Below are 12,899 nucleotides of genomic sequence, written 5' to 3'. Positions count from 1 at the left end.
GCTTTTTTATCATCATTCAACAGACTCGCCTTATTCTTCTACATACCACGTATCTTCCGACAACATCACTTGCTGATGTCCATAGCCAGCTGGCATCATAGGGAAGCAGTTTTCTTGGGCTTGTACACGTACATCCAAGAAATAAGGACCGTCCGCATTTAAACACTGCAAGAGCGCCGCTTCTAACTCGTCTGGTTTAGATACAGTGGCTGCTTGCCAGCCAAACGCTTTTGCCAATGCCACAAAGTCAGGCATACATGCATTATAACTATGGCTATAACGCTCGCTATGAATAAGCTCTTGCCATTGACGCACCATACCCATGTGTTGGTTATTACATAAAATCACCTTGATTGGCACTTGGTGCTGCATAGTTGTCGCCATCTCCTGAATATTCATGAGAATAGATGCATCACCTGTGATACACACCACAAGCTCATCAGGGTTACCAATTTGCGCACCAATAGCCGCTGGCATACCATAACCCATAGTTCCAGCCCCCCCTGAAGTTAACCAACGATTAGGGCGTTTGAATTGCAAATATTGTGCTGCCCACATTTGATGTTGTCCGACATCCGTACTGACAATGGCATCACGATCTGCTACCAAGCGATTTACTTCACTTAACAAGGCTTGTGGCAAAATCACTTCCTCAGAAGGTGTAAAAGCTAAGCATTGTTTACTACGCCATTTCTCAATACGCTTCCACCAGTCATCCATACGGCGAGGATCTTGTTCTAACGACTTCACTTCATTAAATAAGTCTTTTAGCACGGCATAACAATCCCCCACAAGAGCCACATCAGCACGCACTACTTTATCAATAGAGGCAGGATCAATATCAAGATGGATTTTCACGGCATGAGGACAGAAATCTGATAATCGCCCTGTAATACGGTCATCAAAACGTGCACCAATACACACTATTAAATCAGCTTCATGCATCGCAAGGTTTGCCTCTAATGTACCATGCATACCCAACATACCAAGAAACTGTTTATCAGTAGCAGGATAAGCCCCCAGCGCCATTAGCGTTAATGTACATGGAGCACCGGTATAACTCACTAAATTACTAAACACCTCGCAAGCGTCTTTGCCTGAATTAATCAAGCCTCCACCACCATAAAATACGGGACGTTTAGCATTCACGATTAATGAGGCCGCCCGTTTAATCGATGCTTGTAATACGGAAGGAGAAACTTGTGGTGGTTCTTCCAAAGGCACCACCTCACTACTATTTGCAGGAATGGTTGCCATTTGAATATCTTTAGGGAAATCCAGTAATACAGGACCAGGACGACCTTGTTTGGTTAGTTGAAAAGCCTTAGATACCAAACCGACCACATCTTCTGCACGTTTAATCTGTGCATTCCACTTTGTGACTGGACGAGAAATACCGACTGCATCACACTCTTGGAAAGCATCAGTGCCAATCGCACTGGTAGCCACTTGACCACTGATACACAACACAGGAATAGAATCACACATAGCATCCAATAAGCCAGATGTCGTATTAGCCATCCCAGGACCAGAAGTAACTAATACTACCCCCGTTTTCCCTGTTGAACGTGCATATCCTTCTGCTGCATGTACTGCTGCTTGCTCATGACGGACAAGAATATGACGAATGCGTTTTTCAGAATATAAAGCATCATATAACGGTAAAACCGCACCGCCTGGATAACCAAAAATCGTATCTACACCCTGCTCAATTAAGGTATTCAATAGAGCCTGTGCGCCTGTTAATGGTGTTTCTTGTGTCATAGTATCATCCAAAAATGAAATGTGTTATACATAAATTTTGCCGTATATTGTAACTGAAATATCCTCTGAAATAACAGCATCACGACCCTTGCCTAGACACGGCATGTTTAAGTAAAAATACTGCCATTTTCCCCGCAGTTCTCTACAAAAATCCGCTATATAAGTATTTTCAGGCATGAGTCCTTAAAAAATGGGGTATTCTATTTCTCTTTAGTTTTACTCTTAGGACATTTTGCCATGAGCACTCATGTTGATATTAAACGTATTACCATTCCACAAATCACAGCAATGAAAGGACAACAAAAAATTGTCTGTCTCACCTCTTATTCAGCACCTTTTGCTCGCATTCTGGATGAGTTTGTAGACTTAATCCTGATTGGTGACTCCACAGCGATGGTAGGGTACAACATGGAGAATACTCTAGCCATCACTGTTGAGCAAATGGCAGCACATGGTGCCGCTGTGATGCGTTCAACACAACAAGCAGCCGTGGTGGTGGATATGCCTTTTGGTAGTTATCAGGAGTCCAAAGAGCAAGCTTTCCGTAACGCAGCCCATATTCTCCAGCATAGTAATGTTCAAGCCGTAAAAATGGAGGGTGGAGCTTTTCTCGCAGATACCACTCGTTTTCTGACCGAACGCGGTATCCCTGTGATGGCACATGTTGGTTTGATGCCACAATATTTTAATACTATGGGTGGGTTTAAAGCTCAAGGATTGAGTGAAGAAATGGCAGAGCGTATTTATAATGATGCCATTGCCCAAGCACAAGCAGGGGCATTTGCTATTGTTATCGAGGGTAGTGCAGAAAGTCTAGCCCGCCGTATTACCGAAAATGTCAATATCCCTACTATTGGTATCGGAGCCTCACCTCAATGTGATGGACAAATTCTCGTTGCTGAGGATATTCTGAATTTGAGCGGCCCTCGTATCCCTAAATTTGCTAAACAATTTGCCGATGTAGGAGCCGTCATTCGAGAGGGGGTTAAAGCGTATGCAGAAGAAGTGCGTGGAGGCACATTTCCTACACTAGATCACTGTTTTGGGGTAAAAAAAGGCTTAAAATAACAAACTGTTAATAGATAGCTGCTTCTTGAAAAAAGGCATTCATTGCATAAACATCAAGAAGCACTTTCTGGTGAATGTCCCCTGCTTGCATTGAGGACAATCCCCCTTAGGTATTCTCCTGACTAGTAAACTGTTTTTGCCATTGCTTTGGACTCATTTGGTGTTTCCTTTTAAAATGCTGCCGAAAAGAGATCGCCGAGTGAAAGCCTATCCGCTCCGCAATTTCCTCTACCGTCATATGAGTACTTTCTAGCAAGTCCCTTCCTTGTTGCAACCTTGAATCAATTAACCATTGATTAAGCGACACCCCTGTTGCTTTTCTGAAATGACGTATAAATGTGCTACGACTCATCTTTAAGCGAGTAGCCAAAGTATCCAAGGTATAATTTTTGGCTAAATCCTTTCTCATTGATAACAGTACCTGATTGATATTTTCTCGGGTGGTTTTCCTTGCTATAGGTTGTTCAATAAATTGTGCCTGCCCTCCCTCCCGGTGTGGAGGAATCACCAACAGCCTAGCTAGCTTATTAGCAATTTTGACACCGTAATAACTACGCACAACTGCCAAACAGCAATCCAGCCCTGCAGCCGTTCCAGCAGATGTCATTACTCGTTGATCTTCTACATATGCGGTTTCTGACACTGTCTTCACCTCAAATAGTGGTTGACCATCTACAGCAATGGAAAATACCATCTGGGGAATAGCAAAGTGAAAAGAATTCAGTCCAATGGTAGACCTTCCTATGTCAGTAGACAAACTTTTAGAAGGTGTCGATGCTATCATTGTGACTCACACACATGCAGACCACTGGGATGAAGCAGCACAACAGCAACTCCCTAAAGATTTACCTATCTTTGTACAAAATGCAGGAGATGCGACAATTATTCGTTCTCAAGGATTTAAAGATGTACGTGTAGTTGGTAAAAATACCGAATTTAAGCAAGTCAAGTTAAGTAAGGTTGGTGGACAGCATGGTACTGATGCGATGTATGCCATACCCCAATTAGCTGAAATGGCAGGTGAAGCAATGGGGGTTGTACTACAAGCCAAAGGAGAGAAAACCATGTACCTCATGGGTGATACCATCTGGACCTACCAAGTGGATCATGCCCTAAAAACCTATCAGCCTGAGGTCATTGTCATGAATACAGGGTATGCCCAACTAACGGGTTTTGATGGTAGTATTATTATGGGAACTGAGGATGTTGCCAAGGCGTATAAAGTCATGCCCAAAGCAAATATCATCACTGTTCACATGGATGCTGTAAACCATTGCGTGGTCAGTAGTGACGACATGCGTAAATTTGTGACCAAACACCATTTAACTAAGCGAGTTGCTGTCCCTAAAGGGGGTGACTCTTTCACTTTCTAATACATCTAAAGGCATCTGGATACGGGAAATTATTCTCTATCCAGCCTATGCTTATATTTAAAGGCAGTCTATGCTGTATTGCTATAGATTGATAGATTAAATCTTTGTTCTCCATTTTTTATAAGAACCGTCTCTTTTCCTCTACAAGAAGTGTTCAAAATACCCATCTGTTATTTACGGTTATAATGGCGTTTTGTTCACTCACATTGGAATTCCATGCGTAAAAAGACATTCTTTGGCGGTCTCATTATCGCCCTTGCTGCCATCTATCCCATTGCCAGCAATTATCATGGCTCAAAGTTACACGAACATATTGACCAAAAAGTTGCTGATCTTAATCATTATCTTCATGATAGCCTTGGGATTAACTATTCTGTTGATGCTAGACTAGAAAAATCAGGTATTTTTGCTAGTCATTACATAGTATCTATCAAAGATGAAAAAGGTAATGACATCCCATTTCTTCAGCATGATGTTGAGCATGGACCATTTCCTTGGAGCAATCTAAAAGAAGGACACTTTGCCCCTATTAGCTACAATAGCAAGGTTACTTTGGTTCGCAACCAATACACAGAGCAGTTATTTACTTCTACCAAAGATGATCAACCATTACTCATAGAATATTCTCTAGGCTATGATCAACAGCTCAAAGGGAAACTCAGCACGGCTCGTTTTAAAATGCAAACTACAGAAAATGGGGTGACTGAGTCTTCTACTATTAACCCTTATACACTTGAATTCAGTGCAGACAAAGATTTTAAGAACATCCACTTACAAGACTTTTCATCTGGCTCTGAATCTAGATTAAGTGACAAAGACATCTCTTTACTCACTAAAGCCAGCGAATATGCCTCATCTTCAGACATACGACAGCAGGACAAAAAACTGTCTATTCACTCAAAAAGCAAAATCAAAGATTACTTCATTGATATTAATGATGTATTCTCATTACGAGCAACACCTATTGATAGTCAGTTTACATTAGATAACGATGGCAACATCACCAATATTCGTTCACAAGCAAGTACGCAGAATCTGTCTATCTTAGACACAGCTGTTGGACAATTTGAAACCGCTATAGGGTTTCAACGAGTTAACTCAGATGCCTTAGGTCAACTCACAAAAGTCATGTCCAATATTTTGGTAGATTTTATCCGCCAGGGCATACAAAACAACTGGCAAAATAGCGATGAAATCGCTGAACAAATTATGTCTCCTCACATTCTGCCATTAAGTGGTGCGGGTATTGCTCTGCTTAATGATAGTCCCCTTGTGACATTCGGTCCCATCATCCATACAAATGCAGGCGGTACTGCCAATATCAAAGCCGACATCGGACTTTTAATGCCTCCACTGAGTGCCTCTAGCCAAGAAGAGGCTCTCCTTAACAGTATTTCAGATGTCGATATACAGTTAAGTGCTACCAAAGCATGGGCAGTTCAAACCTTGATGGATGTAGCAACCATCACTGCTAAAAAGCATCAACTAGCAGCACCCTCGGACCAAGATAAACCAGAACTTGTTGCTATCATTGATGATGTAGCACAAGCATTAATAGCCTCTGAGTTGGCCATTGATAAAGATGGGGTTTTACAGTTTACATTAAAAGCAACCCCTGAAAAAGGTAAACCCATCATTACAACAAAGACGGTTACTTTTAATGGGGAAGAAATCCCAGTATGGGGACTAGCATTAAAACTAGGGCAGTCAACTGATAAAGCCAATGCACTACTTCAGGCAAGTGATGTCAGCAATCGTCTACTAACATTCCTAGCACGCTTTGGTGTTAAAGGTCCCACCAATCCCTAACCGTTTAAGTTGCTTTAATTGATTCTATAGGTGTAATTTCAATAGAATTTACACCTATTTTCTTAGACAGGAGTTTACTTCCCCCCACTTACCCAATGGTTGCTCTCTGCGTGGATCTCGCATATACCATGCTCCCGGAACAAGCAAAGCCAATAAAGCACTCGTTATGGTTAATCCTCCACATATAAGCAACACAGACATTTGCCCAAAGGACTGAATAAAAAAGGGCAAAATCGCCAAAGCAAGAGGACTCATACCATAAGAGACCAGAAAATCTAACGCAGAAATCCGTCCAATTTTATCTTTGGGAACTTCACGCTGAATAGCGGTAAACCAGGGAATATTAAATATCTCAACTCCCACTCCACCTAAAAAATAGGCCGCATAAATCCACCACAATCGACATAGACATTACACCACCAAAAGATACAAAAGCCATCGTTCCTAATAAAGGTACCACCGTCAATGATAGCCGCATACTTAAGGTATTCACCGCATTGGCAGACAGTAAATCAGCATCATCAACGATATCTGCCATCATGGCTTGGTAGGCGACCCTGAAAATCCCCTCACCAATACCTAAAAAACTCACCACGCCATATAAGAGATAAAACCATTGATTGTACAAACAGAAGATAATGCCAACAGTTGCAATATGTATAACTTCGGACCTTCACTTCCAAAAATAAATATTCAGGATATATCTAAAGAAAATACTGAGAATCATATAAGAAAAGCCTTGTGACCACAGATATGGAGTATCCATTTATAATCCATAGTCACAAGGCATTTAGGGGTTAAGCAGTCCCACTTATTTCAAAAACTGTTGATGAAAAGCAATATGTTTTTCCACAAAAGAAGCAATAAAGAAATAGCTATGGTCATAACCTGACTGCAGTGAAAAATCAACTGCAATATGATTAGACTTGGCAGCAGAGACAAACTGCTCTGGTTGGAGTTCCTTGGGATAAAAAGCATCTGCATCACCTTGATCAATCAAGATAGGAACAGCATTCGCCACCGTCGCAACCAGCTGTGTACTGTCATACTGAGACCAAAGTGTTTTATCCTCTCCTAAATAAGCTAGAAAAGCCTTTTGTCCCCATGGGGTTTGCATTGGATTAACAATAGGGGCAAAAGCCGACACAGAACGATAACGCTGGGGATTCTTTAAAGCAATCTGTAATGCACCATGACCACCCATACTGTGACCGAAGATAGAGCGTTTATCACTCACAGGAAAGTTTGCCTCAATCAACTTGGGTAACTCTTCCACCACATAGCTATACATTTGATAATGCTTTGCCCAAGGTTGTTGTGTCGCATTCACATAGAAACCTGCACCTTGTCCTAAGTCATACCCTACATCATTGGCTACCTCTTCTCCACGAGGAGAAGTGTCTGGCATCACCAAGGCAATACCATATTTAGCGGCATATTGTTGCGCCCCGGCTTTAGTAGAAAAGTTTTCATCCGTGCAAGTAAGCCCAGATAAGAAGTACAACACAGGCACTTTTTCTGTGGCTGCCTGGGGGGGAAGATAAATCGCAAATGTCATCTGACACTGCGTTGTCTCTGAATAGTGGCTATACCGTTCGTGATAGCCACCAAACATTTTATTTTTGGAAAGTAATGTCAACATAGTCGCTTAGAAATGAATAACCGAACGAATAGATTTACCCTCATGCATTAAATCAAACGCCTCATTGATTTGCTCCAAAGGCATTGTGTGGGTAATAAAGTCACTCAAAGCAAATTCACCTTTTAAATATTGATCAATAATGCCTGGGAGCTCTGAACGACCTTTCACGCCACCAAAAGCTGAGCCACGCCACACTCGCCCAGTCACTAATTGGAAAGGTCTTGTACGAATTTCTGCACCTGCTGGAGCAACACCAATAATAATGCTTTCACCCCAACCTTTGTGACAGCACTCTAAAGCAGAACGCATAACATCCACATTACCGATACACTCAAAAGAGTAATCTACACCACCATCCGTCATGTCGATAATCACTTCTTGGATAGGTTTATCATAATCTTTGGGATTAATGCATTCTGTAGCACCAAGTTTCATTGCCTTTTCGTATTTATCAGGATTAATATCAATACCAATAATACGACTAGCTCCTGCCATTCTTGCCCCAATAACAGCAGCTAACCCAATACCTCCTAAACCAAAAATCGCAACCGTATCACCTTTTTTCACTTTCGCGGTTTTCAATACCGCCCCCATACCGGTGGTCACACCGCAACCCAGTAAACATACTTCTTCTAATGGGGCTTCATCCTGAATTTTCGCTAATGAGTACTGAGAAACAACGGTGTACTCAGAAAAAGTGGAGGTTCCCATATAGTGGTAAATAGGCTGACCGTCTTTAAAAAAGCGCACAGTGCCATCAGGCATTAAGCCTTTACCTTGAGTCGCTCTCACCGCAGAACACAAATTGGTTTTACCTGATAAACAGAACTTACACTTACCACATTCAGCAGTATAAAGAGGAATCACGTGATCGCCCACTTTAAAATCAGTCACTCCCTCACCCACTGCTTCAACAATACCAGCACCCTCATGACCAAGCACACAAGGGAAAACACCCTCTGAATCCTGACCAGACAAAGTATAAGCATCCGTATGACAAACACCCGTTGCCACAATACGCACCAATACTTCTCCTTTTTGAGGAGGCATTAAATCTAATTCTTCAATCGATAAAGGTTGATTAGGTGCCCAAGCCACTGCGGCACGCGTCTTAATGAAATCCATATAAAATCTCCTATAAAATAATACGTCTTACTTCACATAAGGTCTGACTAATTTTTGCCTTTAATGACCTTCATCATCTCCATCATAAAAGGGCGTAGCTGCTGAAACAAAGGATTATCTTTATTCTCTAACATCACTTCACTCATCAGTTTCAATCCTACTGCAAACCTTTGTGCCATTTCAGGCGTAAATCCCTCTCTTTGTTGCGTTAACTCAATAATACGAAAAATATTATCATGGTTAGGAGCATTAAACCGAAGGGTCTGATTGACCTCATTCCCCTCTGCATCAGCAATATAGTCTACTGTTACGGCATATTGATGTTTTTTCATCGCTTTCACATTCTCATCTCAAAACCTTTTAGAGGTATCTTAAAATCCAGTAAAAACCTGCTTAACCGTTTTTCATTTTAATCAAAAATCAATATCCTCTCTATACCCTTTACCATCAATATCGTTTTAATTTATTTCTAAAATAATATTCATTGCCTTATTGATACATCCACTTGTATATGTTGAAAAAATAACCAAACCATTACACAGCTAAATATTGCTGTGCTAATGTCCTATCTGCTTTCAGCGCCGTAATAGAGCCGTAGTATTTCACCTCACCTTTTTCCAAAATATAAGCACTATCTGCCACTGCCAACACAAAGTCTAAATTCTGCTCCGATAATAACACTCCAACACCCTGTGCCTTAAGTTGCAGAACCATCGTCTTCATCTGATCCACAATCACAGGCGCCACTCCCTCGCTGGGTTCATCTAATAGCACTAGATAAGGATTTCCCATCAGCGTACGTGCCACACTTAACATTTGTTGCTCGCCCCCACTCATTTTTGTACCAGGCCGTTGCCGCATCTTTGCTAGATTAGGAAACAGCGTAAATAACTGCTCAGGCGTCCAACTTGCTGCTGGTGTACCATCCTCCCACATTCGTGGAGCCTGTCTACCTGTGAATAAATTTTCATCCACACTTAGTGCAGCAAAGATACGTCTATCCTCAGGCACATACCCTAAACCCAAACGCGCAATTTTATAGGGTGCTAATCCTTGAATCGACTGACCTCGAAATAATACCGCTCCTTGGGTCTTGTCAACTAACCCCATGATGGATTTCAAAGTAGTGGATTTTCCTGCTCCATTTCTTCCCATAAGAGCAACAACTTCACCTCTTCCCACCTGTAGATTCACATCAAATAAAATGTGTGCTCCACCATACCACGCATGTAAGTGTTGTACGTCTAATAAAGGAGAAAAAGAAGAGGGAGTATTCTCTATTCTTTTATCGTTGCTATCAATCACCATCTCTGCTTGATTCATCATGACTGCTAACCCACAAATACCATTGCCATACTGTTATTCAACACCTTGCTTTGCTGTCAGGCTTGGACAATAGCTTTGTCCTCAACTACCACGCTCCCTAGATACACTTCTTTCACTACCGGATTATCTTTGATTTGATTAGGAGTACCAGCGGCGACAATATTGCCAGCCGCCATCACAATAATATAATCGGCGTAGGTAAATACTACATCCATACTATGTTCAGTGAATAACACTGCCATATCACGCTGTTGAGAAAGACGTTTAGTCAGTGCCATCATCTCCATACGCTCAGTAGGGGACATCCCTGCAGTGGGTTCGTCCATCAGCAATAACTTAGGTTGACTAGCCAATGCCATAGCAAGTTCTAATCGCTTTACATCACCATAAGCGATTTCACTCGCAGCCCGATTAATATTTTCCTGCATGGCTAAATCAATCAATAAAGACTCCGCTTCATCTTGATAGTCTTGATAACTTTTATTCCACCATACAAGACCTTTGCCATGAGCAACCTGCAAAGCTAACTGCACATTTTCCCTCACAGTTAAAGAAGGAAAGATTTCTGCAATTTGAAACGTGCGTCCAATACCTAGGGACCAAATCTCTTCACTGGACAAACCCAGTAAATCTACCTTGCCTGTTAATGCCCCTTCTCTCTTTGAGGTAGACAGTGAGTTTGCATCAAACCATATACACCCATTATCTGCTCTGGTTTGTCCGCCTATCATGTTAAATGTAGTACTTTTACCTGCACCATTAGGACCAATAAGTGCCAACATTTGACCTGCTTCTAGACTGAAACTCACCTGATTGACTGCCCAGAAGTTTCCATAAGATTTACTGATATTTTCTACTTGAAGTAAGCTCATCCATACCCCTTTCTAGAAATGCATCTTTTCCCCAGCAGCAGTCCGACCTCTGCCGAATATACGCTGGACAATACTGGGCAAATCCGTCATTCCCATGGGGAAAATTAACACCAGTACGATAATAATACCGCCTAATAGGGCTTTCCAATAGTCAGTAAGGTTAATCATAAAATCATGCAAGAAGGTATAGCTTAATGCCCCAATAATCGGCCCCCACAAGGATTGAATCCCTCCTAATAAGACCATTACTAAACCATCTACAGAACGAGCTACACTTAACTCCTCTGGGGAAATACTTCCCTTTGAAAAAGTATATAAAGCCCCTGCCAGCCCTGCAAAAAAGCCAGATAAGACAAATACCTGCCACCGCACCTTACGCACTGGGATACCAATTGCTCTTGCTCGCCATTCCGCATCTCGACTTGCTCGCATGGCATACCCAAAAGAAGAAAAGGCTATCCATCGAATGAGTATCAAGCTCAGGACAACAATCACTAATGTAAAGTAATAATAAGTGTATCCTTCACCTAACCAATCGCTTGGCCAAATACCAACTAAACCATTAGAGCCACCTGTGAAACCATCCCATTGATACACTATAGACCATAACAGTTGTGCCAACGCCAAAGTCAACATCGCCAGATAAATACCAGACAAACGAATGCAAAACCAAGCAAAGACTGCTGCAAAAAGCCCTGCAACAATCGCAGCCAAGGGTAAGCTCAATTCCATCGGAAAAGCAAGCTGCAGAGAAAAAACAGCAGCAGCATAAGCCCCCACACCAAAATAAGCTGCATGACCAAAGGTATGCATACCTGTCAACCCTGCCATAAAATGCAGACTCACAGCAAACAATATGGCAATTAAGGCATCCTGTAGCAAAATCACTCCATAGTCATCACCCAAAAAAGGCAAGACAACTGCCACTACGATTGCAACAGACACAACCCCCTTTAGACGTAAAGTAGCTGGTTGAAGAGGGCGTTCAATCGGTGCAGAATTGCGTGACTTCTCTTGAGGCTTGCCAAACAGACCCCAAGGTCGAATCACTAACACCAATGCCATCAAGAAAAACTCTGCAACTAGCGAAAACTGGCTAAAATTAATTGCTATCCCTGCCACTTGCATAGTGCCTAGCCAATTCGCTAGTGCTTTGACTTCAGCAATAGACAGTGCTGCAACAAAAGCTCCACCAATAGAACCCATACCGCCAATCACCACGACAGCAAATGCATCTCCTATCAAACGCATATCCAGACTTAAACTGGCTGGTTCATTAGGTAATTCTAGTGCTGCTCCCAGCCCTGCTAGAAAAGCTCCCAATGCAAATACACTGGTAAACAACCATGCTTGATTAATCCCCAGTGCACCTAACATCTCCTTGTCTTGTTGTGCTGCTCGTACATATATCCCCCAAGGAGTACGGTTTAATAAAAACCACAGTAACAACCAAACTGTAGGTCCTATCAACATCTGTACCAAACTGTACATAGGCATAGCTCGTCCCAAAACACTGATGGAACCCTCTAATCCTGGTACAGGAGTACCTAACAAGTCTTCTGCCCCCCAGATCCATAACACCGCATCACTAATAATTAGTACCAATGCAAATGTCGCCAGAAGTTGAAAAAGTTCAGGAGCTTTATAAATATGCCGCAGCAAAACAATCTCAATCACTGCTCCTAATAAACCTGTTAACAAAGCAGCACACAATACACCTAAGCCATAGCTCCATATACTCTCTACACCAAATAAGTGAGTTAGAGAATAGGCAAGATAAAGTCCCACCATATAAAGAGAGCCATGAGCAAAGTTGACAATACGGGTGACACCAAAAATCAATGACAATCCCACTGCCACCATGAACAATGAACTCGCACTTGCGAGTCCATTAAGTAATTGCACAAATAAGGCTGACAT

Annotated in this window: 13 protein-coding genes; 3 read left to right on the top strand and 10 right to left on the bottom strand. The window is 42.0% G+C overall.

Annotation, left to right across the window (positions count from 1 at the left end; translation table 11 throughout):
• Nucleotides 1–30: 30 nt before the first annotated feature.
• Complete coding sequence (gene ilvB, locus HKX40_RS00245; RefSeq protein WP_171587560.1) at nucleotides 31–1,764, bottom strand: biosynthetic-type acetolactate synthase large subunit; 1,734 nt, start codon at nucleotides 1,762–1,764, stop codon at nucleotides 31–33.
• A gap of 237 nt (nucleotides 1,765–2,001) precedes the next feature.
• Here ilvB and panB point away from each other — a divergent pair, with 237 nt between their 5' ends.
• On the top strand, nucleotides 2,002–2,832 hold the full coding sequence (panB, locus tag HKX40_RS00240; protein WP_171587559.1) for a 3-methyl-2-oxobutanoate hydroxymethyltransferase: 831 nt from the start codon (nucleotides 2,002–2,004) through the stop codon (nucleotides 2,830–2,832).
• Between the two features lie 106 nt (nucleotides 2,833–2,938).
• On the opposite strand, the gene HKX40_RS00235 is transcribed toward panB, so the two are convergent.
• The gene (locus HKX40_RS00235) at nucleotides 2,939–3,526 is read right to left on the bottom strand and encodes a GlxA family transcriptional regulator (RefSeq protein WP_216605113.1); all 588 of its coding nucleotides are present in this window, start codon (nucleotides 3,524–3,526) and stop codon (nucleotides 2,939–2,941) included.
• A 49-nt stretch (nucleotides 3,527–3,575) separates the two neighbouring features.
• On the opposite strand from HKX40_RS00235, the gene HKX40_RS00230 reads away from it, so the two are divergent.
• Together HKX40_RS00230 and HKX40_RS00225 are read left to right on the top strand one after the other, a co-directional pair.
• Entirely contained in the window at nucleotides 3,576–4,205 is a 630-nt protein-coding gene (locus tag HKX40_RS00230) for an MBL fold metallo-hydrolase (protein ID WP_216605112.1), read from the top strand.
• A gap of 216 nt (nucleotides 4,206–4,421) precedes the next feature.
• Nucleotides 4,422–6,014: a DUF945 family protein gene (locus tag HKX40_RS00225; RefSeq protein ID WP_171587556.1), complete on the top strand. Its 1,593-nt coding sequence runs from the start codon at nucleotides 4,422–4,424 to the stop codon at nucleotides 6,012–6,014.
• A gap of 54 nt (nucleotides 6,015–6,068) precedes the next feature.
• Here the strand turns inward: HKX40_RS00225 and HKX40_RS00220 are convergent, their stop codons facing one another.
• The 8 genes from HKX40_RS00220 to HKX40_RS00185 form a co-directional block, all read right to left on the bottom strand.
• The gene (locus HKX40_RS00220; RefSeq protein WP_171587555.1) at nucleotides 6,069–6,377 is read right to left on the bottom strand and encodes a hypothetical protein; all 309 of its coding nucleotides are present in this window, start codon (nucleotides 6,375–6,377) and stop codon (nucleotides 6,069–6,071) included.
• Entirely contained in the window at nucleotides 6,367–6,609 is a 243-nt protein-coding gene (locus tag HKX40_RS00215) for a hypothetical protein (protein WP_171587554.1), read from the bottom strand. Before HKX40_RS00215 ends, HKX40_RS00220 begins: the two co-directional genes overlap by 11 nt.
• A gap of 216 nt (nucleotides 6,610–6,825) precedes the next feature.
• The gene (gene fghA / locus HKX40_RS00210) at nucleotides 6,826–7,653 is read right to left on the bottom strand and encodes an S-formylglutathione hydrolase (protein WP_171587808.1); all 828 of its coding nucleotides are present in this window, start codon (nucleotides 7,651–7,653) and stop codon (nucleotides 6,826–6,828) included.
• 9 nt (nucleotides 7,654–7,662) lie between these two features.
• On the bottom strand, nucleotides 7,663–8,772 hold the full coding sequence (locus HKX40_RS00205) for an S-(hydroxymethyl)glutathione dehydrogenase/class III alcohol dehydrogenase (protein ID WP_343042910.1): 1,110 nt from the start codon (nucleotides 8,770–8,772) through the stop codon (nucleotides 7,663–7,665).
• A gap of 56 nt (nucleotides 8,773–8,828) precedes the next feature.
• Nucleotides 8,829–9,113: a DUF3861 domain-containing protein gene (locus HKX40_RS00200; protein ID WP_171587552.1), complete on the bottom strand. Its 285-nt coding sequence runs from the start codon at nucleotides 9,111–9,113 to the stop codon at nucleotides 8,829–8,831.
• Between the two features lie 202 nt (nucleotides 9,114–9,315).
• Nucleotides 9,316–10,089, bottom strand: a complete 774-nt coding sequence (locus HKX40_RS00195; protein WP_171587807.1) for an ABC transporter ATP-binding protein — start codon at nucleotides 10,087–10,089, stop codon at nucleotides 9,316–9,318.
• A gap of 74 nt (nucleotides 10,090–10,163) precedes the next feature.
• Entirely contained in the window at nucleotides 10,164–10,979 is an 816-nt protein-coding gene (locus HKX40_RS00190; protein WP_171587551.1) for an ABC transporter ATP-binding protein, read from the bottom strand.
• Nucleotides 10,980–10,991: 12 nt separating this feature from the next.
• The gene (locus HKX40_RS00185) at nucleotides 10,992–12,899 is read right to left on the bottom strand and encodes an ABC transporter permease (protein ID WP_171587550.1); all 1,908 of its coding nucleotides are present in this window, start codon (nucleotides 12,897–12,899) and stop codon (nucleotides 10,992–10,994) included.

The sequence above is a fragment of the Pelistega europaea genome (genome assembly GCF_013133775.1).
GTDB classification, from domain to species: domain Bacteria; phylum Pseudomonadota; class Gammaproteobacteria; order Burkholderiales; family Burkholderiaceae_B; genus Taylorella; species Taylorella europaea.
The sequence above is the reverse complement of the archived record's forward strand: the minus strand, read 5'-3'. Positions and strand labels throughout refer to the sequence as shown.